This is a genomic window from Desulfovibrio subterraneus, from assembly GCF_013340285.1.
GTDB lineage: Bacteria > Desulfobacterota > Desulfovibrionia > Desulfovibrionales > Desulfovibrionaceae > Halodesulfovibrio > Halodesulfovibrio subterraneus.
The window spans coordinates 785,012-809,219 of the sequence record NZ_BLVO01000013.1 but is presented as its reverse complement, the minus strand read 5'-3'; the positions used below and the strand labels follow the sequence as shown (position 1 = coordinate 809,219).

Sequence of the window (24,208 nt, the reverse complement as noted above, 5' to 3'; positions counted from 1 at the left end):
TCCCAAATTCCACTTTTTGCTTGCAACCCCAAACTCTTTCGTCTATCAGACCGCTTACATCAAACGGAGAGTAGCGCAGGTTGGTAGCGCATCTGGTTTGGGACCAGAGGGTCGCAGGTTCGAATCCTGTCTCTCCGACCAAAGAAATCAAGGGCTTACGACACATCGTCGTAAGCCCTTTTTCTGTGAAACATTGTTTCCCTACCATCTCCCTACCAGAATTCGTTGATGGAGAGTGTAAACGTGTGAAGTAAAAGACGCTTCCTCAACGATTCTGCCCCAAACCCAATTGGATGGGCCAAAGCCCCCTATCACTTCGCTTCGTCCTTTTCCCGTATCTCCTTCCATCATAAGAGATGTCACCTGCACTTAGCTCTTTTATTTGTAAAAGGCGCACCCAAATCGCAACAAGAACCATTAAGTTTCTCAACTTCAGGCCCTACCCCAGCCCCCCCCCAACGCATTTCTGGGAGGGGGAGACACTCTTGACGTGGATGCCACTATCGGCTTGGCGAACTGGTGCCCTTAAGGCTCCCAGGAGAAAAGCAGGAAGCAGTCAGAGTTCTTTTCATAAGACCAAGAACGGCTACTGGCTTGGCTGCTCAAGAGGAGATGAGGATTTAGAGCAGGTTCTAGACTACAGTTTCTATATATGGTCGCACTTGGCAAAGACGAAAGCAAGGGGCAATTCGCTCTTTAGGATCAGGGAGTTCGGCACATCTTGATTGAAAAAGAAAGAGTAGATTGCAGACTAGTCAAACACAGGAGTGGAACATAAAAAAACATCATCGACAGTTGTGTATAAATTCAAAGAAAACATAAACACTATAATCAGCCTTCACGTAACAGCCCAATTTGTACGCCTCACCTTGAGATTCCCAAAATTGTTCACAGCAAGCGAGGCAACATTTATGGAACGAACTAAAACATGTACCCACAGAGACATCTACAGCCCTACCAAACAACCAAGCAATACATCATAGTAGATACTTAAGACGGTCTACAGTCAAAAGTAAAACTCCACATCGAACGACTTATGAGATTAAAAAATTGAAACTATACAGTTTAGCATTAGAATCATCCTGATTTATATAGCTACTCTCCAGCTTGCGAAGCAACTTGGCTAATAATTCCTTTGCATCCCTTTGAATACATGAAATCAATTGTTTTCTTGATTAATTGTACTTTTTCGGCGTTCCCTTGCCTGCGGGCGATTTCTATTCCTTCACGGAAGCAATCTTCTATTTGTCTGAATACAGAGGACTGATTTACAGGATCAAGGAATGATGGGTCAGTCGCTCTGAAACGCAGCAAGGCGAGAATAAGGAAGACCCCCTGAAAGAATTTTTGTTTTATGTTATTAGATTTAACCTCATCGCATATGATATCTGCTGCTCGATCAGCAAAATGTCTTGCCATATCACTGTCGAGACCTCGCCACCCTTGTTCTCTGATTACTAGTATTCTTGACAATGAACGCATCGACTGTATGGGAAATGAATTTCCACGACCAGTTGATGACCTTTTGTGTATAATTTTGCAAAGGAGCTTGAACTGGGTTTCCTTTGTAAAACACCTGCTTGCTGATTCTATGATGTGGTTCCATGTTGCATCGTGATATTTGTGATTTGATATAAATTCTTCAATGTACCCAGTGACAACTTGCGGTGTTGCTGCCCAAAGCCAAGAGGACCGGACAATAAAGATACGCGTGTTATCTTCCATGAAAATTTGTTTGCTTGCCAAAAAGTGTTGTGATTGTTGTTCTATGCGATCGGCAATTTGAGAGACAATCGCGCATCCTTGCGGAGACCCAGCATTGCCGTTCTCGTCTATTCTCTTTGCGGAAAATTTCCTATGACTGTCTTGCGCTGGGGCACAAATGGCTGCTTTCATAGACTCCAGGTGACGGATGAATATTTTGTCAATTACGTTCTGAGGCAACTGAATGAAGTCGCGGATGCGTCGGTCGTCTAACGCTTTAGGGTCAAGTGTCGTTTCAAAGTGCAAAGTTTCAGGCCAACGCAATTGTGGTTCCGGTAATTCCTCTTCTGCCAATGGAGCCATGCGTGAAAAATCAAATGCAGCAGAGCGCCCCTTTAGAGCATTTTCCTTTTCCGGCACGAACTCCACACGTGCCAAACCACTGGCCGGACGCATCTCCACATTGATTGTAAGAGGGACGTCCTTACTTGGAGAGGAAGGAAATTCAACACTTCCATGCCGGAAAGGTGATTTCGACAAATCTGGTTTCCAAAAAAGCCATTCCGCATAAGATAAAGCATAGTTACGAGCTGAGTAGTTTAAATCCCATGCCTGACTATTCAAAACCTCTTCAAGACTGCCTAGGCTTTTAACTCTACTCTCAATCGGAGAAATAAATTCAGGACGATAGCTGCTTACGGGTTTTTCTGGTTTTTTCTCCTCATTTGATCTCATCTCTTTCTTCAAGTACACGAGCATGCTGGAAGATTTTTTCGGAAGAAAAAATCGGTCCGGAATGTTTCGAGTATATGGTTGCCCTCCCGGACATTCGCTGGATTCCACGATATCTACCCAGTCCAGTCCCCCTTGCCTTTGAGTTAGCAGAGCTAGGCCTGGAAGGGTGTCAAGATACGTGGGAAGTCCGGCAGCCAGTCGCTCCCCATAGAGACGTGCTCCTAAAGCCACGGGATCGTCGCAAGCACTGGCCATCCAGAGCGTATCGGGCCGGGGTTCAGTATCGGGCAGAAGACCTAATTCCTCTGGATTCAGCCATCGAGGGATCTGCCGAGGTGCAATAGGTCCGCACAGTATCGCACCACGCAGCCGCCCTGGTTGCGTGGCCAATGTCGCCTTAAGTTCTGCCTTCAGGTGCTCCCCCCAGGTTTCACCACTACTCTTGCGGTCGGCTGGTGTCAGTTTGCAAGAACCTTTGAGCAATTTTCGCAGGATTGCCGACTGCCCCTGGCCGCAATCAAGCACCTTTTCATTTAGGACGGGGGCGGGATCCCACAACCTCCAGCCTTGGGATGTGGACCAAGGGCGTGGCAGATCTTCGTTATCCCATGGCGCCCCGGCAATGGCGGCCCACACTTCGGGGAAGGTGGTGAAGGTTTGCCAGAAAGCCCCGTAATCATCCCTGCATAGGGGGTCGGCCTCGGCAGACAGAGCGCAGGCCCACTCCCATCCAGGTGGAAGCGGTGCGCGGGAGGGCCTGTTTCGAACGGGTAATACGTACGTCCGCCCGTTACACTTCTCTTCTCGAAGACCGAATGTGGTGAAATCCATACCATCAGGTCCCAGGTAGATCACCAGAAGGAAGTCGTCTTGCTCCAGATTTGTTGGTTTTGCCGCATCTAGCCAAGTCATGGCCGCGGCAACGGGCCGCCAGAGCAGGGATACCTGACTGCGGTTGCTGCCGAAGGCCTGGAGCAACGCCTCCTGTCCGTACTCATCTAGATGGTCAGGGATCGCCACCACGGCCTGATCCTGGTTACTGTATGTGAAATCGTTTTCCTCCAGCAGACCTTTGACATGGGCCGCCAGAATCGAGGCAAGAGGGATGGAATTCCCCCTGCCGCCTTCCCATCGCACTGTGCGGTCTCCGGCGTCCACCAAAAGAGACCAGGCAACAGGAATAGGCACACGGCGCAGAGGCTTTTCCGGGAGTACCCGTGCTTCTGGCGGCCACTGGAGTCCCGAATGGATGCGCTCTGACTCCGCCTCGTCTCCGGTGCGGATCTGCCCGAGGGAACTTTGGGGCAGTACTGCATCGGCGAGATAGAAGCCGCTCATTTTGCACCCTCCGTTTGTGACCGCAGCGCAGTCCATGAGTCCAAAGGCACTGACTCCGTGGATTCGGCTCATACTAAAGACTCCATGACTTCTTCGAGAACCAAGGCGAGGTATTCTACAACTTTATTCCACGCCATCTGGTTGGTTGGGACCTGGATGAGATGTACCGTGCCCTGAGGAGACGAATGGAGCTCGGGGGCACGGGCCTCCAAATCACTTGCCAAGACAAAAGCGCGTAGATTTGGCACCTTGGAAGCCCTTTCACCGATTAGGATTTTATGCCTTTCCAGCGCCTTGGCGGCAGATTCTGACACAGCATCCCACCTAGGGCGCTTCAAGGGATCGCATCCTGCCGTATGCACAGCCCAGAGCACCAAGACAGTTTGCGATGAGCCGTCCAAGGGGGTGAAAACAAGATAGAGGTGTCCACCCATGCGCCCGAGATCCTTTGTGGACTCATGTTCATGGGCTAAGGTTGGATGCACTATTTCCAGCACCACGCCCTGCCCTTGCCCATTTTCATCTGACTTGACCAGGAACGGGCCGGGTTCGGAGCCGTGATCAAGGCGTGCACCCAAGCGCTGTTCCTGCAAAATAACCAAAACAGACTCAAGGATTTCTGTTAGCTGGAAAGCCCCTGCTCCACCGGATTCTTTTTCGAGGGAAATAAGGGCCGCGCTGACCAACATGCGGGCGATGTCGGCCCATGTGTGGGCCTGCCAATCCCAAAGGCGGTCCTTCTCATCTTCACGATGCAACAGCTTTCGATAGAGCTCCCAGATGTTTTTATAACGGTAGTCGTTTTGCAGGACATAGTTAGGCCGGATCGAGGCGGGTGGAGACGAAATGTACTCCATTTGAGGTAGACGTCCAAGGTCTGCACATATGTGGCCGAAAGAGTTGACGTTACGACCACGTTCAGACTGGGTGCGCTGATCTGCTGTACAATCAAAATTGAGGTAGCGAGCGCTTTCTAAGGTGCAGCGTTTAAGAAAATCCTTGAGGACCATGTTTTCTAGCGTGTCCAGGGATTCTTTGCGAGTGACTGCAAGGAGACGATGGCGGTTGGCAGCCGCCTTTTGGGTTGAAGTAGTGCCGGGCTGGCGGATGTACCAGCGCAGGCACGCAGCATCGGTTTCCGCCACGCGCGGGGCCGGAATCATGGTGCGTTCCCGTACCAGGATTCGCCGGGCTGCATGAACAATCTGGGGCAACTGCCTGCGCATGCGTTCAGCGATATGCACAATGAGCGCCATGCGCGGTTCTTCGTCCTGTAGGGCGATAGTCTTGAGATAGACGAGTATATTGGACCATGGGAGCTTGCCTTGGCGCTTAGAGCCCGATGATTCACGGATACACTCGTCAAAGTAGTTGGACCAAGCCAGAACAGCATTGTACAGTTGGCTTTCGCCCTGTGTTTCCTCTCTCTCTTGTAGGCTCGATGCTGCCCCATCCATGCGTAGGGTAATTTGTTCAGACTTGCGACCTTCTGGCACTACAGCCAGTATCGGCGCAATTTTGCTTTGCGACGACTTCGGTAAACCGTACTTTTGTGCGATCACCCCATGGGGTGTCTGATATAGTTGGCAAGGTCCAGAAGTCGAAGCGTACTCCGGCCCAAACGGGATAAACCTCTCATACCGTTTGGCTAGCAAGACCTCCGCCCCACGGGTCACGGAGAGTACAGGGCTACCATAAAATCGAGCATTCACTTCTCCGTTGATAAGATCGACCGTTTCATCCCGGTTTCCCACGGACCACGGCCATAAGTGCAGTTGGACAGCGACGACACCGTTCATAGTTTATCTCTGGTCCAGGGACCGTGTCACCCCACGCCAAGTGAACATGCCCATGCTATTGCTTTCGCTTGTCGCATCCCTAAAAGCTTCAGAAAGAGGTCTGTCGCCAAGTTCATCTATTATATTAGCGAGTTCACTAACACACTGGTTTGTGTTCAAATTGCTGTCATTCATGTCCAAGCCTCGCAACTTGGGAATTATCTTCTGTTCCACTTGGTCGGCGAAGGCCAATTTGAACCGATCTTCAGTATCTACTCCGGGATAGTTCGCAATATACAACCGAATTGCATCTTCAACCCGGAAACCAAACGGTCTGCCTACCATGTTCAGGCCATTGTTAATTCTACTGATCCAGCTATCGGTCTGCTCTTGCCATGCGCTGTGCGTAGTTGGAGTATGAAGCCACTGATTCCACTGATCATAAGTGAGAACTTGACGTTGCTGCTGATTCTTCTCAGGAATCTTATACCCATTTTGCCGTTTATCTGGCTTTCCGAACCGCAGAACATTGGATCGGTCAAGAACCTTGTCCGAAAGGGTCTGCGTGGTCTCATCCTCGTTCATAGTGCCCACGAACAAGACATTTTCCGGTACCCAAATTCGATAGCTCTTCTTGAGGCCAGGGCCGGTGTCTAATTCCACCTCAGCTTTTTCACGGTGAGCAGCCTTTTGGGGGTTCTCCACGAGTCGTCGCAACTCAAGTTTGGAGAGAAATTCGCTAAAGTAGTACTCGGTACGTGCCAGGTTCATTTCGTCCAAAAGAACCATGAGTAGACGTTTTTGGGGCCAGATATAACCGTCTTGCTGTTGCCCGTCAGAGTAGTTGTAGGGGTCCATGCGCACCAACGCGCGGGAGAGCTCTGTGGCTTTGTACTCTTTCTCTAGGTAGTTGTAGAAGCCGAAGAGGTCTTGAGGCGAATCCCAGCGGGGCTGGACTGGTAGAACCAGAGAATGCATACCCATGAGCTCGGCGTATTTCATAGGCAAAAGGGTCTTGCCAGTCCCAGAGACGCCAGCTAGCACCGTCAGGGGATTTATACTCTGGCACTTGAGGGACGTGTGGAAAGCGTCGATGGTACGGGAAGGGAAGTGAAGGTCGCGTTGACGCAGGTCTTCCTTGAACTGCTCGAGAGCATCGTATTCATCCACAGCACGTGGCTTCGGGTTAAATTCGTCTTGGCGGAGGCAGTCGGCGCTACGTTTGAGGAGGTCTGCGTAGCGCAAGTCGTTTTGGGGTTCGGATTTATCGTCCCCCTGCCCGGAAAGTTCACCAATGTGGTCTTCCAACACTGCTTTTCGTGCCTCCAGCGACCGGACCGCCGTTTCGGCATCGTCGCGGCGGCTGATGACATCTTCGAGCAATTTCCGAGCGTCATCGGCAGCCCGTTTATTGGCCTCAGCAGCTTTGGCTTCATTCACCACATCGCCTTTCAACGCCTCCAGCTTGCGCTCCTGCTCTTTCGTCTCCTCCTCAAGCCGTCGGATATCCTTTTCAAGTGCGCTTTGCTCAGAGCGGAGAGAATCCACGAGAACGCTAAGCTGGGCCCTTTCTTTTCTGCCCTCCTTTAGCTCTTCCATTTCCTTCTCGACATGTTGGAGCTCGCGGGAGTCTTCTTGCAGTTTGTGAATACGTTCTTCAATCGCGATTTTCTCACGGCTCAAAGCCTGCAACCGAAGCTCTAATTCCGGCAATTTTGACAGGATTTCACGCCCTTCTTCCAGCCGCTTCTCCATATCCTCGATTTCACGTTTCAAGGTTAGTGCTTCGGTTCTGTTGTCTTCAATGGAGCCAATATCTCTCTTGAGCTGCTCCAAGGTTTGGGAGGCCATGAGCTTTTGGTTCTCCAACTCGCCCACTTCCCTTCGCAGGGCTCCATTTTCCTGGTCCTTGGCGAGGCAGCGTTGCTCCAGATCGGTCAGCTCGGCTCTGATGCGCTCCTGCTCCTCTCTTTCGGCGGTCATGCGCAAAAGTTCGTCTTTTTGCCGATATTGCCACTCCAGTAGGGCCTTGTTATCGGCTTCATACTGCTGCTTGCTGGCGGCCAGATCGGCGACTTCACTACTGTCCTGCAGAAAGGCATTCTGCCTTCTTCGCCAGTAAAAACTCATAAAAAAGAAAATCAAGAGCACAGTCACAGTCAGTGCTGCGGCCAGAAGCCAGAGGGTGGCGGGGAAAAAGGTGGATGAGCCTTGCATAATGCTGTCTCCGAACTATTGAGGTAAACTATTGATTTTAAGCCTTGACTGCCTGTGGGCTGTTTCCGAGATTGCGTGTTTCCTATGGGGTTGGGGGCACGGGGGATTGGCCTTCCAGAGAACGTGCCTGGGCGTCCAGGTGCTGTTTTAGCGCTGCCAAGTCATTGAGCAAGGTGCCAAGGCGACTCACCTGAGTGTTCAGGGATTCCATAGCAGCTGCCTTGTCAGTCAGGGGCTGTGCCGCCCGGATCACTTGCATCAGGCTTTGATTAAGCTGAGTCACCTGAGTGGAAAGGTCCTGGTTGGACTTTCGCAGGGTTTGGTATTCCCCATTGATATTCTTGGTCGTGCTCTCTAGGTTGGAAACTGTAGACTTGGCTTGGTCCGCCTGGCCCAATAGCCGTTCGATTTGTTTTCCAAGAGGAGCTGCGCTGCCTTCCAGACCAGAAGTCGCCTGCTGCAGGTGTGTTTTCTCCTGCTCCAGATCCGCTACGACGCTGCGAACGTTGCCGACCTCCGTGCTCAGGTTGTTGATAGCCTGTGAGGCTTTACTCCTGACATCCTCCACAGCCCCCTTAGCTAGATCGGCTGAGGAGGTAAGCACCTTGGATGTGCCATCTAGAGACTTCGTCTGGCTGGCTACCTGCTCTACGGATGACTTGAGGGTGCTCGCTTCCCGCTCCAGACTAGCTCCCTGGCGTTCCATATCCTCGGTGACCTTGGCCAGCTTACGGGATTGCTCGTCGGCCCTGTCAGCCGAAGCCGTAAGTTTGTCGGCTTCGCCTTTCAGATTGCCAACAGTTCGAGATGCATCTTGTCCTGCTGCTTGCAACTCACTGAGAATTTTCTGGAATTTATCAGCTAGGCTTCCATAGGCCTTTTCGTCTTGCTGGAGTTGTTGTAAAGCCAGAGTCTTACCGTCGATAAGGCTTTTCAACTCGGCTACCTTGGTCTGAAGTTCGTTTCTTTGCCTATCTAGTCCGGCAACGTTACTCTCCAGCGCTACCTGTTGTTCCTCGTATTTCGCTACCCGTTCCTTGAGTGCATTATCTTTATTGGACAGGCCCGCAACGCTCTTTTCTAACACTTTGGCCTTGTCCGTCAGCTCCCTGTAAACGTTTTGGGCTGTCTCCTTGGAGTCAACGGCTACTCGCATCTCTTCATGGGCCGTTTGGCGTCTTTTTTGGGCCGAATCCAATTCCTCGGATGCCGTTTTTAGCCGGATTTCCAGGGCCTCCTTCTCCGTCCCAAGGGCCGCGACCTCTCGCGACAAGGACGAATGGCGGTCTTCCAGTGTTGGGAGCTCCTCACGGATCTGGGCATATCGGGTAATGTCGCCCTCAAGAGTCTCTCGGTCTTTGCGTAGCGTTTCCGTGGCCACGGCCAATTGCAACCGCTCCTCCTCTAGTCCCATGATTTTCCAGCCCATGGCGAGGATAAGCAGAGAGGTGAAAAAGATCAGCACCGCCATGACCCAAATGGGCGGAAATGCTTTGTCCAGTGCTGCAGGTTTCGGAAACGGGGACGCCTTGCCCGGCTCGACCGTAGCATCAGTGGTGGGGGTCATCTCGCTCATGCCTGCTCCCAAATTTTCATTATTTTTGCCACGCTGCCGGGGAGGTCCTCGCGCAGTTGGTAAGTCCAGAACCGGGCCACCTTCCAGCCCATAGCTTGCAATTCGATGTCTCGCCACATGTCGTCCAACTTGCGGGAGCCATCGGCATTACGGTGGCAGTCTCCGTCCACCTCGATATCCAATTTCAATCCGTTTTCACCCGATCGAATCAATGCCATGTCCAGCCGTCGAAAGCGGACGGGATACTGGGGTTTGGGCTCCAGTCCCGCTTCCTCTAGCGCTTTGAACAACATTTTTTCATAGGGAGACTCGTGGGGATGCCATGGGGTTTTAGGTGGAGGTGCGGGGCGACAGTCCTTGGGACAAGCCAAACGCTCTACATGAGGGATACCGCAGTGGGCGGCCCAGGCGCGGTTGCCCACCACATGCAGCACGGCACGTGCCCGGCTCACTGCCACGTTGAAGAGGTTGCCCGTCTCCCGCAGAAAGTGGCGAGAACCACGTGGCATGTCCGGACCGGCGCACAGGCTGAAGAAGATTACGTCCCGCTCGTCCCCTTGGAAGCCGTGGGCTGTATCTACATGAGCTTGGGATCCAAGCAGCCGTTGGTAGTCAATGCCCGATTCAAAAAGTGCGTCCTGGATACGGTTTGCCTGCTGGCGAAATGGGGTAACGATGCCCAAGGTGCCTCGAAACTGCCCATCCCTAAGAAGCTCGCCCACTTGACGTACGATTTCTTCGACCTCGGCCGGACAGTGGCAGCCACTGCCGCTTGAGCTTTTAACCTCTCCGTCAACCTCGCTCCAGTGGATGCCGGGCTGTACACCTTGAGGAGGGTTGAGTCGGCCAGAGTCGGTCCCTACCCGTAGGCCACCATTATAGAAAAGTTGGCTGGAGTATCCAGCGATGTCCTCGGTACTGCGATAAGTGGTATCCAGAAAGATTGGTCTCACCATGTGGACCCCGGCGCACAGATCATACAAGGAACTCTCGGTATATGCGAAGCGCTGCTCCTCCAAGTGTTCCAAGCCGAGGCTGCGCCGCATGAGTGTGTCCTTGGCCGGGCTGAGGCGGCTTGTGTGGGTGAGTTGGAGAGGGTCGCCGATGACACCCACCCGACGAGCGCGGAAGAGGATGGGGATGGCCGAGGGTATGTCGGACTGACTGGCTTCATCAATCAGGGCTAGGTCAAAGAGCCCTGGACAAAAAGGGATGCGCGATCCCACGGATAGGTTCGTCACGGCCCAGACCGGAAAGGCGTGGAGGACCTCGCAACCTAGGTTGCTTATCTCTTTAGCGGCTTGGCGATCCAGTCGTCCATCAGAAAGTCCGGTATGGATGCTGTTCAGGGCTGCGCGCAGTCCTGCCAGCTTGGATCGCGACGCCTCATCTCGAAGTCCTGCGCGGTGCTTTAAGTCCAGAGTGAGCAGGTCTTGCAGAATGCTCTCCATGCGGCTGCCAACGCGGGCCACCCTTTCAGTGAGTTTCTCAAGCGGAGGTAGCTGGGCCGCGCGGGTTTCCAGTTCGTTAGCTCTGGCGCGTAGTTCGGAATACTCGGCGGCCTTGAGGATTGTCCCCATGACATCAGAGAGCAGTGTCCGGGCTTGAAGATCGGGCCATAAGGGGAGGGTTGGAGTCCCAGGGAAAGGTTTGAGACTGTTTCGCAAACGTAGGTACAGAATAATGAATCTGAACTCCGACCAAGAGGCTTTTCCTGATTGCGCGAACTTGGACGCATGTCGGACAAGGAGAGTCGGAAAAGCCTGGTGGAATTGGTCCAGAGCCGGGGACAAGCCGTCGGGCAATTCACTTTGAAGGTAAGACAGTCGGTTCTCTACTTGGCCCAATTCGGCGGAAATCCCTAGTACCTCGGCTGCCAAGGCCGATTCCCGCCCGCGCTCCTCCAGTCGGGTAAAAAGGTCCTCCCGTGCCCGTTGCACCCGTTCTTGGGCTTCTGGATCCGTTTGGCTGGTAAGCATCGCCTTGATAACTGTGGAAAAGGTGACCCGCAAGCCGGGGTCTTCCTTGGAGTTGGTACGCAGCACCATAGGCTGGCCCGATGCATCGGTCAGGCGGTGGACCACTGCGTCGATGGCTTTGTGGTTGCGACTGGAGATGAGTACCGACTGGTCCAGGAAACGAGCGTTGGCGGCTGTTCCGGCCACCACTTGGCTCTTGCCTGTGCCAGGTGGGCCAGTGATTACGGAGACGTCGTGCCGGAGTAAAGATGCCACAGCCTGACGCTGGGATGCATTGAATGGAAAAACGTCCGCCGCCACTCCTTCCACAGGAGAATTTTTCCAAGATGTACCTTCAGTTGTCGATTTAACCTGAGAAGGCTGCCCAGCGAAGAGCGGGGCTAGGGCAGTGCTGTCCAGCACGTCGTCCGGGGCCTTGGATATGATGGACAGCTCTTGTAGCAGGCGCTTGTTGAAGCGGGTGCGCTTGGCGAACATGATCACAGCCCGATTATAGATGCCGTTGTCAAAGGGTTCTTTCAACGGAGTATCAGGGATGTCGGCCAGATCAAGTCGTTGGCGCATTCTAGACGGCAGGAAAGAGGATAAGGCTGCAGTCAGAGTGTCCAGGCCCGGAGCCAATTCTGCCCGCTCTCGGCCGGGGGTACCGTCTTCCGCCATCCGGGCACGCATGAAGCCGCAGGCCGAGAGAAAATTGCGTTGGCGCTCTGGCTTGCGGGAAAAGGCGTACTCCAGCCAGCCAAGGTTCACCTCAGGTACAGGGTCTTCGATGGTCAGGCGGAGGCCCTGAGCCACTACTTCTGCTTGGAGAGGATAAAAGAATACCGGACGCAAAGCGCTGACGTTGATGCCGTCCGCCCCCTCTTTGAAGGTGGCATTTATTGGGTATCCGAGAACAAGGGGGGTGTCATCCTCGGCACCAGAGAGTCTGGCCGTGAAGTCAGCTAAGTGTTGTCCTAGCGGAATGGTGACTTGCCAGGTGGCACCAGGCCGAGGCTGCCAGAATCCAGTCCGGCGTAGAAAGAGGAAGGTTGAGTTGAGCTGGTTAAGAAAGGCGCATGCGTCTGCCCCCTCCTCATTACGAACGCACTGCATGTAGTACCCGACGAGCTTCCGGAAAAGGTCCCACCTCCCCTCGCCGTCTAAGGACGCTTTCGGTGCCCTTTCATCTCCATCGGCAAAAGGCCATGTTTTATCCGTCCAGATGTGCGTGTGGGTATGACTGGAGACGCGGGGCAGCATGGTTGGAGCTTGTTGCACTCCAACGCTCGTGGACCTCCAGGCTCCATGCACGCACTCGGTTCGCCCCTGCCGCATAAGCTCCCGGAGCTGGCGCAACATCTGATGATCCGGAACGGACACCTTACGCCGAACAGCCGTAGATAGCTCCCGTAGTCGAAGGGGCCGCCCCGCACTTTCAAGCTCATTAATGATTAAGGTTGCAATGTGTTGCGTTGGGTTCACTATTTCCGCTCACTTCAAATAATAAGTGAACGGCATATAACGCGTTTCCAGGTATATGAAAACAGAAATATCCTTCCTAATCTGAATAATACTCCAGGTTGAAACCACGCCACAAAAACGCAAGATACTGATATTTAATAAAATTTTACAATCACGAAATCTTATATTCTTTTCGCACAGTTGGTGCGGAGCTGAATACCCAACTCAAAATGGACCAAAAGGACCAAACCTGTGCCGTGCGATATGAACGCTGTAACAGCTATCCCCTCTCCCAGCCTCCCTTAAAGGAACTTAGCTTCCGCCTCAGGTCCTCGGGTACGAGAGGGCTAAGCCCTGCCCATCTCTCCATCCTATCAAGACTATATACAATCTCAATACACAGAGCAGGACGAAGTCCATTCCTACGTGTCAGGCGTGGCTTGCCGGACACGCCAGAGCAGTCCGTCCATCCTCTTTTGGGCTTACTCACCTTCGATACTGCCACCTTCTAATAATTAACAATTTAACTCTGACAGTCAGACCAGAGGGGCGCACACTCATCCGCAATCTCTCCAACCATAACAATCAGACTTAGGATACGTCGCCATAATTCATTTTCTGGGTACTATTATCTCCATACTAGAATCTAGCCCAGCAGCCCCAACCCATAAAAAAATGCCCCTCTGGATTACAGAAGGGCATCCTTGTAGGCAAAAGGCCTTGAGGGCTACTATGCGCCTGATGGAGTAACATCTATGGAGTTCTTTTTCAGAACAATAGCTGCCAACTCTTCAATGGTCATTTCACTCAAAGGAGTATCGCCGCCAGCATCCACTTCGCCAGCCTGATATCCGCCGCGATCCAGCAAAGCCTTAGCTGCTTCAAGCCGATCCCTATGCTTAGCTCTCTCATCACTGACGATGGCTGCCAGAGTTGATATGGCAAGTGAGGCATGCGACTTCAAAGCCCTGATATTAGCTTCTCGTACAGCAAGTGCAACATGACGTTTGGCAAGCAGTTGCTGTCCAATCACGCGCGCAGTTTTCTCCGAGTAGCCCGCAAGCAACGCAGCTTTTGTCGCATTACCAGCCACACCCGTTTCTCCATTCACAAAGAGCTCGACAAAAAAAACTTGTTGAGTCGTAAGTTCCGCCAACTCTTTTGCCATAATATTCTCCTCCTAGTTTCCCTGCGCAAAACGCACAAAATAGAACAAAAGCCTAATTTTGTGTGTTTTGCGAACAGGAGTTGGCGATAAATACACTCGGATGAACCACATAAAGCTCACTTTTTCGCCCTACTCCCCGCAAAGATGGAGTTGTCTTTGCCAGATATCCATGCTCTTCAAGAAATCCTACAATCTCACGACATTTTCCCATCTTGGCAAACCTTGAACGGCAGGCAATGAATATGTCTCGCAAGGATACTTCACGTATCCCCATTTGACGAATTTTCTCGAGCATAAATTGCGACGAGCTGCCCCTTTCATCCCCCTCCATCACGGAGAGAGCCACTTTAGCATGCCCAATGAGAACTCGTCCAAACTGGCAGGCCATACGCACAGAATTCTCCTGAATCTCCCTCTGATCATTAGAAAGGCGCTCAATAAGGTGGTATAGCCCTGCAATGCGAACAACAGTGCCTGGAATTTTACCTGCCCAGTCTGTCATATGATGCAAGTCTCCTTCTGGCCCCATGCGCACTTCCACCTCTGCTCTGAAGGCGTTGAGCTCCTCCATTCCCTGCTTGGAACACGTGAGTTCGATTTCCTTTCCCGCCTTAACCAGCGCATACATGTCCTCTGCTTGGCGACATACTAATGCCCAATATTGCTGAACTATTGATAGTGGAATATCTTCATTATAGGGGGTTCGTGTACCTAGGGTCGACTTTCCCATAAGAAATATGAAACGACCTACAACCCCTCTCGACCTGAAGTCGGGCTTGGCTGCCAGCCCCCTAAGCGCGAATATTTGTGGCGAGATACACATCGTTAGGGCGGGGCTTTCAAGTTTTAATGAATCACTTCCCCTCCTATCAACGTTAACAGACTCCTTGTTATATGCCTTCAGAACGAGGTCGAGATTCGCTACACCAGCGCTATACCTTCCACCGATGGTTTCAAGGAATCCACCCTCAGCTTCAATGATTGCACATTGCTCATGATTCTGTGACATCAGCAACGCCAGTCCCTCAGCAGTGACGTCATCTGCAAACAGTCTGAATGTCGTCAACTTCTTTGGTTTATCTCGCTCTAAGCGCTCGATTCTTTCTAAATACTCATCCATATCTACTAAATCTGCGTTGCGCATTTCCTTTTCAATTTCTTTAATTTGCCCATTTATAGCTTCGACTCTTCTCCTATTTTTTCTTACTTCAAAAGCTTCTTCTCTTTGCTTCTCCCTTTCCCATACAACGAGGGGGGCCTTACAAAGCTTAGTTACGCTACTTTTTCGCTCTCCAGGCGGAAGAGGAGCCATAATAAATAAGCAAAGAGGCTCAACATAGTCCTGACCCAAACGTACAAAACACCGACCGAACACAGCCGCAGACAAGGCTCCAAGGGTGTTTGCAACTACAAGCTCCAAAGGCACCTGAACGGATTTTGCGCATTCCTCAACCCATGACCACAATACGGCTGGTAGCATTTCACTTGTTATAGGTAGGGGTTGCGGAGCATCAATAGGGATCGGTTGCACTGTTCCGGCGCTGATCGCCTCCACAACAGACTGTTGGATTTGCATTCTAACAGCGCTAAGCCCTTGCAGCATATGAAGGTCATTAAAATCCGTAGGCCGTAAGGAGGTATCCTCAAACTCTGGCAAACAAACAGTTCCTCGTATCTCATGAGCGGCTTTCTGAGCATATGCCCTTCCCGGATTTCCTTCAGTCCATGCATCATTGTCTGCACAAAACACACAAAATGCATCCGGGTACTTTTCACGAAGTGCTCTGCCAACACTCATCAAGTTTCCAGCATCAACGGCCATCACTATCGGGCTTCCCGTGGCCTCATGAATTGATGCCGCCGTCGCGTATCCTTCCGCTATATAAAGCACGCGAGGAGGTTCATTGCCATCTGGCAAACCAATGCCGAAATAATGGCCTTTCTTACTGCCATGACACCGCTTCTCTGGATGCCCGGTGTTAGTGACTCCCTCAATAGTTTGCCATCCCCATATCTTTCCAGACGTATCAACAAGAGGAATGACGAGCCGCCCCCCCTTGTCTTGATACAGACCATAAGCCTTCACACGTTTACGCAATAAGTATGGATGATCTGGTCGAGCTGGAACACACTCCTGCATAATAGACAAAGCACGTTCAGCCATCGTCTCGGCTCGCTTTGCCAGCTCAACAACCTGAAGCTTCTTAAAGTGGGTTTGCTCCTTCTCAAACGCCTCACGCTGTTTAGATGAAAACGTAGACATAACATCTTCGGCGGGGCTGACTTTCTCCTCCTCCCCACTCTTCCAATTTTTCGCATAGCCGCAATACGGAAATTCGGGAGATAGCCAGTATGATCCATCGTTCATGCCTGAAAGATCACTCTGGATATCGCAACGATGGAATTCTCCGTCAGCGACAATCTCGGGACACTCAAGTCCAAGAGCGTGTATCTTCGCATGCAGTTGCCTCCTTGCATCTTCAAGAGTCCAATCTTCATGGAAACCTGCACGCATATTAGCATCGTAGTATGGAGCAGCGTTCCTGAAATCGAAGTAGTTAGATGATTCACGGTTACGAGCAATCATTAGCGCACCTCCCTTTCGAACGAGTTGAAATAGGTCTTAATTGCAGCCCGTATACCTTGCGGCTCTATTGTTCCATTATCCGCCGCTCGCAACCAATCCTTCGGGGTTTGAAAGCTTATCGTCCTCCCCAGCGTAAGGTCGGACATAGCCATGCAATATGGATTCAAGGGTGAGAGTATGTATGCAGCATAAAATCCCCCCTCCTCTTCCGCGTAAAAACTATGCGGGACCCCATCAACGAAGAGATCACCTCTCGGCATTTCCATATACTCTGCCAGAGCATTAACGATCTCTCTGAACTCTGATCTCTTCCAAGCGTTCTCAGGGTTTTTCATAAATTTCTCTATGATGTCTGGAGATGAAATTATGATGCAGCCATCGAGATTAATTGCAGCCATTGTTCCAGCCCTCCTTAGCTATCCATTCAAGCAGGTCGTTCTTACGATAAAAAATCTTTCCACCGAGCAAAGCGGACTTGGGACCGCGCTTCTGCGAGTCCAGGTTCTGCATATGCCCTCTGGTAAAGGGGAGCTCTAGCTGGGCTCGATACTCATTCCACTTATGTCGCCACAGCACAGGGGGGAGATGCGGCTCTAGGCTATCCGCAAGGCTGACTCCGGCTACATTTGCATTAAATTCTTGTGTAATCGACATGACTACATCTCCTTCAATTTAGTTTCAGCAAACGTAACCAGATCAAAAAATTCTGGAAGCTAGGGGGTAGGTCTCAAACCCTAGGTTTGAGTCTCAAATGGGGGGTAATTTTTTTAAAAAACTGTCTAACTCTTCACGAATTCGGCCTCTTCGTGTAGTGCCTAAGTACGAATCGATGCCTAAACATAAGAGAACGACACCATGGATACCCTCGCCATAGCATCGCCTAATTTCTGGTTTCTTGCTGAACACGACGAACTGCTCCTGAAGTGTGCTGCACAAGCAGAGCGCCTTGTCTTTAGCGATGCCAACGCCGCACTCTTCAAAATCCGGCTCTTCAGCGAGTTGCTCGCCCAGCAAATTGCCGCCCGTTCCGGCATAGCCATTTACGAGGAAGACACCGCCGTAAAGGTACTTCGCAAGCTGGATGACGAAGGCGTCCTCAGCCCAAAGATAAACCAGATTTTCCACATCCTCAGAAAAGCTGGCAACATCGCCGTTCATGGCCTCGAAGGCGAAGAACAGAATGCGTTGGATGCCCTTCGTTTTTCCAGGATTCTTGCAACTTGGTTCCATAAGGTTTTCGGGAAGGATAAGGAGTTTGAACCTGGCCCCTTCCTTCCTCCCCCAAAGCCGACTCAGGCTGATGCTGCTCTTGCAGCCGAACTGGAACGACTCAAGCAGAAGCTTGCCGAAACGGAAGAGGCACAACAGGCCGCCCTCAAAAAGGCGGAAGTAGCATACCTGCACCTTGCTGAGAAAGAGTCTCTGCTTCAGGAAGGCAAGCAACAGCAGGACGAAGCAAAGCGCTCGTTTGCCCTTCGCGTTGAAGAGCTTCGCATTCAGGCAACCAAGAAATCCAAGACCGAAATCGACAGCACAAAGCAAGCCCTGAACCAGGTTGGCGAAGCTTCTGTTGACTTGGACGAAGCCGACACCCGGAAGATCATCGATGCACAACTCCGTGATGCCGGATGGGAAGCCGACTCAACCCACCTCACATACAAGGCCGGAGTTCGCCCCCAAAAGGGAAAGAACCTCGCCATTGCCGAATGGCCAACCAAATCCGGCCCAGCGGACTACATACTTTTTGTCGGCCTTACACCTGTAGCCACTGTCGAAGCCAAACGCCGGAACAAGGATGTTTCGTCAGCCCTGAAGCAGGCACAACGCTACAGCAAAGGCTACACCGTGCGAGGAGAAGAAACCCTCCCGGAAGGCAGCGCATGGGACGGGCATGCCCTTCCCTTCCTGTTTTCCGCCAATGGCCGCCCTTTCCTCAAACAGCTCCGTACCAAAAGCGGCATATGGTTCAGGGATGCACGAGTTACAACCAACATCTCTCGCCCTCTTGTAGGCTGGCCAACGCCGGAAGGCCTCATGGAACTGCTTGGGCAGGACATCCCCGCTGCCGATGCAACCCTGGAAACGAACTCCTCAGACTATCTGGATCTTCGCTATTACCAGCACGATGCCATCCGGGCAGTTGAAGCTGCCATTGCCGAAGGAAAACGGAACATACTCACGGCCATGGCAACAGGCACAGGGAAAACCCGAACCTGTATCGGCCTGGTGTACCGATTCTGCAAAGCAAAGAGATTCCGTCGCGTGCTCTTTCTGGTCGACAGAACATCACTGGGCGAACAGACCGCAGACGCATTCAAGGACTTCCGGCTTGAGAGCCACCAGACCTTCAACGAAATATACGACGTGAAGGAAATCGGAGACGTAAAGCCGGACAAGGATACGCGACTCCAAATTGCCACCATCCAGGGGATGGTTAAGCGTCTGCTCTTCCCTGCGGACGGTGACACTCCCTTGCCCGTTGACCAGTATGACTGCATCATCGTGGACGAATGCCATCGGGGCTACAACCTCGACAAGGATATGAGCGACACGGAACTCACCTTCCGCAGCGAAAGCGACTACATTTCCAAATACAGCCGCGTCCTTGACCATTTTGATGCTGTCCGTATCGGCCTCACGGCCACACCTGCGCTGCACACGACCGACCTCTTTGGCAAACCTGTGTACACGTACTCCTACCGCCAGGCTGTCATTGACGGCTACCTTGTGGATCATGAACCGCCCATTCGTATCGTTACTGAACTGGCTGAAGATGGCATCACATGGAAGGCCGGGCAGGACATAGACATTTTCGACGCACACAGCGGCGAAGTGGATACATGGAACCTGGAGGACGAAGTCTCCGTTGAAATTGACGAGTTCAACAAACGCGTCATCACAGAACCGTTCAACAAGGTTGTCTGCGGCCAGCTTGCAAAGCACCTAGACCCGACACTGGATGGAAAGACCCTCATCTTCTGCGCTACGGATAGCCATGCAGACATGGTTGTTGATCTGCTCAAGCAGGCCTTTGTGTCCGAGTATGGCGAGGTGGAAGACGATGCTGTGATCAAGATAACGGGCAATTCGGATAAGCCGTTGCAGCTCATTCGCTGCTTTAAAAATGAACGACTTCCGAACGTCGTCGTCACGGTTGACCTCTTGACCACAGGCATAGACGTGCCGGAAATTTGCAACCTTGTTTTCCTGCGGAGAGTCAGAAGCCGCATTCTGTATGAGCAGATGCTGGGCAGAGCAACACGCCTGTGCGACGACATCGGCAAGGAGTGGTTCCGCATCTTCGACGCCGTAGACCTGTACTCTGCTTTGCAGGACTATACCGAGATGAAACCTGTTGTGCAGACTGTATCCGTCACCTTCCAGCAGCTTATTTCCGAATTGGAAGGAACCACGGATGATAACGTGCGGCAAACCATCGTCAACCAGTTCCGCGCCAAGTTCCAGCGCAAGAAGCGCCTGATTAAGGATGATACCCTTGAGAAGTTCCAGACGCTCACAGGGCATGCACCGCAGGCCTTTGCTGATCAACTTGGGGGCAAGGATATTTCCAGCACCACGGCCATGCTTCTCGGCCCTCAAGGCCTTGGTGCGTTCCTGGATGGCATCCGATCCGACATGGGAGGCAAGCAACTCATCTCCCATCATGAGGATAAACTCCGGCGTGAGGAACGCGGCTACGGTACGGCCAACAAGCCGGAAGACTACCTGGAATCCTTCCGGCAATTCATTCTGAACAATCAAAACGAGATTGCCGCCCTCAAGGTAGTTCTGCAACGCCCTGGCGAACTCACCCGCCAGCAGTTGAAGGAGCTTAAGCAACTCCTTGACGAGCACCAGTATTCTGAGGTCAAACTGCGCACCGCGTGGCGCGAGTCTAAGAATCAGGACATCGCTGCTTCCATCATAGGCTTCATCCGGCAGTTAGCCCTTGGCTCACCGCTCATGTCATATGAAGAACGTGTGGACAGGGCAATGAAGCGCATCCTTTCAAGCCGTCAGTGGACAGCCCCGCAACGGCAATGGCTGAATCGAATTGGCGAACAGATGCGCAAAGAGATCATCGTGGATCGCGAAGCCCTCAACAGCGGGCAATTCCAGGCCAACGGTGGCTTCCCAAGATTGAACAAGGTGTTTGATGGCAGGATGGAAGAAGTACTTGGCGAGATTAACGAAGCCATGTGGCGGGATGCCGGGTAAAATAAAATGGAATCACTATTAATTGGAGTAATTTCGGGACTTGTTGCCTCGATTCTCTATTGGGCGGGCCAGATGTACTTTCGCCCCCAAATGCACTCTGCTCCACTAGCAATCGTGAATGGCATCATATCCATCAAAATACGTAATGCACTCTTATTTCGGTCTCTTATCGACCTAGAGATGGCTCTCTATCACGTAACTCACCCACCTTCTAGAGATGGTAAAACAGTTGCTAACCATCGTGTTATCCCAATTAGGTCACAAAAAGTCCTGGAAATGCTTAGCGCCCGTTACAATGGGAGAAGCGGAGCATGGGTTGTACGTTCAACAGAGGGACTTGGATGTGACCTTCAAGAGGGTGATTACCTCAGGCTAAAAGTGATTGCCTCGGATGAATGGTTTAACCTTCGCCGTGTATTCACTTTCGATTATACCAAAGACATGATTGCTACAAACAACGCCGATTATGAAAGCGGCCGAAGTCTGGAAATTAGGACCAAATGAACACTACCACCGACATCGTCCAGCAACTCTGGAAGCTCTGCAACACCCTTTGGGGTGACGGCGTTACCTACCATCAGTACGTAAACGAGCTGACCTACCTCCTCTTCCTCAAAATGGCGGAGGAGACCCAAACAGAACACCAAATTCCGGAAGAATACCGCTGGAAGAAGCTCGTCAAACAGGACGGGGTTGAGCAGCTTGTCTTTTACAAGAAGATGCTCATTGACCTTGGCACCAGCGGTTCAAAGCTTGTGCAGGATATATTCGCCAACGCAACCAGCTTCATCCAGCAGCCAAAAAACCTGCGGAAGCTTGTAGAGTCCATCGACAAACTGGATTGGTACAGCGCACGAGAAGAAGGACTTGGCGACCTGTATGAAGGCCTACTGGAAAAGAACGCCACGGAATCGAAGCGCGGGGCTGGACAGTACTTCACACCCCGACGACTGATTGAATCCATGGTGGACCTGATGCAGCCGAAGCCCGGCGAAATCATCCAAGACCCGGCAGTAGGTACGGGGGGGTTCCTGATCAATGCTGACAGGTACATCAAGGAGCGCACGGACGACCTCTTCACCCTGAAAGAGCATGAGCAGAACTTCCAGCGCCGCGAAGCCTTCCAGGGTATTGAACTGGTGCAGGACGTGCATCGTCTCTGCCTGATGAACCTCATGCTGCATGGCGTGGAAACGCCCGTTTTCCACGGTGACACGCTCGGCCCGCAGGGCGCATCCATGGCGAAAGCAGACCTTATCCTCACCAACCCGCCCTTCGGCACTGCAACAGGCGGAGGCCATACCCGCCGAGATGACTTCACCTACCCCACCAACAACCGCCAGCTTGCCTTTTTGCAGCACATCTACCGAGGCCTGAAGCCCGGTGGCCGTGCGGCAGTGGTGCTGCCCGATAACGTACTGTTTGAAGACAACACAGGCCGCAGCATCCGCACCGACCTGATGGAGAAGTGCAACCTGCACACAATCCTTCGCTTGCCCACAGGCATCTTCTACGCCCAGGGGGTGAAGACCAACGTGCTCTTCTTCCAGCGAGGGGAAACCGACAAGGGCAACACCAAGGCTACATGGTTCTACGATCTGCGAACCAACATGCCCAGCTTCGGCAAGCGCACCCCGCTTACCCGCGCCCACTTTGCCGAGTTTGAAGCCTGCTACGGTGACGACCCCAACGGCAACGCCCAGCGTGTTGACCAAGGCGAAGAAGGCCGTTTCCGCTGCTTCACTCGCGAAGATGTTGCCAAGCGCAATGACAATCTGGACATCACCTGGCTCCGTGATGAAAACGCCGACTACGCCGATGACCTTCCTGAACCGGAAGTGTTGGCTGCCGAAATCATGGAGCAATTGGGGATTGCCATGCAGGAGATGGAAGAGCTGAAGGCTATGCTTGAAAAGGGTGAGGCCGACTAATGACAGACACATCCAATATCCCAAATGGATGGGCATGGGCGTCGATCGAACAAGTGAGCCAACTTAACCCCAAGCATCCGAAAGCCATAGAGGATAACACAGAGATTTCTTTTGTCCCGATGGCTTCGATTTCTGACATCACCGGTGAAATAGTCGCAAGTGAAATCCGTACACTCGGAAGCGTTCGTAAGGGCTACACCCACTTCTGCGATGGAGATGTTTTGTTCGCCAAAATCACTCCTTGCATGGAAAACGGAAAATCTGCTGTCGCATCTGGAATGCGAAACGGCATGGCTTGCGGCTCTACCGAGTTTTTTGTTTTTCGTCCTGAAGGGATAGTGCCTGAATTCCTCCATCGTTTTTTACGGCAACATTCTTTCCGCAAGGAAGCAGAATATCAGATGACCGGAGCCGTGGGCCAGCAACGAGTACCCAGAAGCTATCTCGAATCCTACAAGCTGCCCCTCCCGCCCCTCAACGAGCAACGGCGCATTGCAGACAAAATCGACGCGTTGCAAGCCAAAAGCCGCCGCACTCGTGAGGCTCTGGAAACCGTAAAGCCGTTGCTGGAAAAGTTCCGGCAGTCTGTGCTTGCGGCTGCCTTTCGTGGTGACCTGACTGCCGAGTGGCGCAAGCAGAATCCTAATATGGAGCCTGCTTCCAGACTCCTTGAGCGTATTCGCGCTGAACGCCGCGTCCGCTGGGAAGAAGCCGAGCTTGCCAAGATGCAGGCCAAAGGCGTGAAGCCCAAGAACGACAAGTGGAAAGAGAAGTACGAGGAGCCTGCGCCAGTGGATACAGAAGGCTTGCCAGAGCTGCCTGAGGGGTGGTGTTGGGCAAGCACATCAGAATCTTGCGCTATTGTTGTTGATTGTCATAACAAGACAGCCCCTTATAAGGAAGATGGAATCCCTTTGATCCGCACTACAAATGTGCGAAACGGAAAAATCAACTTGTCAGCAACAATGTTCGTTGATGAACCAACTTACCAGTATTGGTCACGGCGATGCATTCCCCTGCCAGGGGACATCATTTTCACTCGCGAAGCCCCTATGTGTGAAGTCGGTATGATTCCAGAAGAAGTAATGTTGTGTATGGGGCAGCGAATGATGCTATTGCGAGCTGATGATAACAACTTACGCAAGAACTTCCTCCTTTATGCACTCCAGGCTCCACATATCATTGAGTTTGCTCAACGAGTTGGAGTCGGAATGGGCGTAAAGCACCTCAGAGTAAGGGATGTTGAAAATTTACCAATCCCGCTCGCCCCAATTGCAGAACAGAAGCAACTCGAAATCATCCTCACCCGTACAATTGAACTGCATGAAAAACTCCTAGAGATAGTCGAAGGAACGTCTTCTCCACTTAACAACCTAGACCAGTCTATCCTCGCCAAGGCCTTCCGAGGCGAACTCGTTCCACAAGATCCGAATGATGAACCTGCATCCGTTCTGCTAGAGCGCATAAAAGCGGAACGGGAAACCTCAAACGGAAACAAGGCAACAAAAAGTCGCCAGCGAAGATAACAATCAGG

At 52.1% G+C, this 24,208-nt stretch carries 12 protein-coding genes and 1 tRNA gene; 4 read left to right on the top strand and 9 right to left on the bottom strand.

Annotation, left to right across the window (positions count from 1 at the left end; translation table 11 throughout):
* Positions 1–64: 64 nt before the first annotated feature.
* Positions 65–141: transfer RNA gene (locus HUV30_RS10435), tRNA-Pro, on the top strand.
* 954 nt (positions 142–1,095) lie between these two features.
* Here HUV30_RS10435 and HUV30_RS10430 read toward each other — a convergent pair.
* The 9 genes from HUV30_RS10430 to HUV30_RS18465 form a co-directional block, all read right to left on the bottom strand.
* Positions 1,096–3,777 carry a hypothetical protein gene (locus HUV30_RS10430; RefSeq protein WP_174405365.1) on the bottom strand — a complete coding sequence of 894 codons (2,682 nt, stop codon included), beginning with the start codon at positions 3,775–3,777 and terminating at the stop codon, positions 1,096–1,098.
* A gap of 68 nt (positions 3,778–3,845) precedes the next feature.
* The gene (locus HUV30_RS10425) at positions 3,846–5,576 is read right to left on the bottom strand and encodes a DUF2357 domain-containing protein (protein WP_174405364.1); all 1,731 of its coding nucleotides are present in this window, start codon (positions 5,574–5,576) and stop codon (positions 3,846–3,848) included.
* Between the two features lie 3 nt (positions 5,577–5,579).
* Positions 5,580–7,772 (bottom strand): DUF8727 domain-containing protein, encoded by a 2,193-nt coding sequence (locus HUV30_RS10420; RefSeq protein WP_174405363.1) that lies wholly within the window; start codon positions 7,770–7,772, stop codon positions 5,580–5,582.
* Positions 7,773–7,854: 82 nt separating this feature from the next.
* Complete coding sequence (locus HUV30_RS10415; protein WP_174405362.1) at positions 7,855–9,348, bottom strand: hypothetical protein; 1,494 nt, start codon at positions 9,346–9,348, stop codon at positions 7,855–7,857.
* Positions 9,345–12,587: an AAA domain-containing protein gene (locus HUV30_RS10410; protein ID WP_205245211.1), complete on the bottom strand. Its 3,243-nt coding sequence runs from the start codon at positions 12,585–12,587 to the stop codon at positions 9,345–9,347. The genes HUV30_RS10415 and HUV30_RS10410 overlap by 4 nt, the downstream gene beginning before the upstream one ends.
* Before the next feature lie 913 nt (positions 12,588–13,500).
* A complete protein-coding gene (locus HUV30_RS10405) occupies positions 13,501–13,938 on the bottom strand; it encodes a terminase small subunit (RefSeq protein ID WP_174405360.1) in 438 nt (145 codons plus the stop codon).
* Between the two features lie 52 nt (positions 13,939–13,990).
* Positions 13,991–16,525: a DUF3987 domain-containing protein gene (locus HUV30_RS10400; protein ID WP_174405359.1), complete on the bottom strand. Its 2,535-nt coding sequence runs from the start codon at positions 16,523–16,525 to the stop codon at positions 13,991–13,993.
* Positions 16,525–16,923, bottom strand: coding sequence for a hypothetical protein (locus HUV30_RS10395; protein WP_174405358.1), 399 nt, complete (start codon positions 16,921–16,923; stop codon positions 16,525–16,527). The genes HUV30_RS10400 and HUV30_RS10395 overlap by 1 nt, the downstream gene beginning before the upstream one ends.
* Complete coding sequence (locus HUV30_RS18465; RefSeq protein WP_276512312.1) at positions 16,910–17,035, bottom strand: hypothetical protein; 126 nt, start codon at positions 17,033–17,035, stop codon at positions 16,910–16,912. Before HUV30_RS18465 ends, HUV30_RS10395 begins: the two co-directional genes overlap by 14 nt.
* Before the next feature lie 345 nt (positions 17,036–17,380).
* On the opposite strand from HUV30_RS18465, the gene hsdR reads away from it, so the two are divergent.
* From hsdR to HUV30_RS10380, 3 genes are all read left to right on the top strand, one after another.
* On the top strand, positions 17,381–20,743 hold the full coding sequence (gene hsdR, locus HUV30_RS10390) for a type I restriction-modification system endonuclease (RefSeq protein ID WP_174405357.1): 3,363 nt from the start codon (positions 17,381–17,383) through the stop codon (positions 20,741–20,743).
* Positions 20,744–21,243: 500 nt separating this feature from the next.
* Positions 21,244–22,674, top strand: coding sequence for a type I restriction-modification system subunit M (locus tag HUV30_RS10385; RefSeq protein ID WP_174405356.1), 1,431 nt, complete (start codon positions 21,244–21,246; stop codon positions 22,672–22,674).
* Entirely contained in the window at positions 22,674–24,200 is a 1,527-nt protein-coding gene (locus tag HUV30_RS10380) for a restriction endonuclease subunit S (RefSeq protein WP_174405355.1), read from the top strand. The genes HUV30_RS10385 and HUV30_RS10380 overlap by 1 nt, the downstream gene beginning before the upstream one ends.
* The last annotated feature ends 8 nt before the right edge of the window (positions 24,201–24,208 follow it).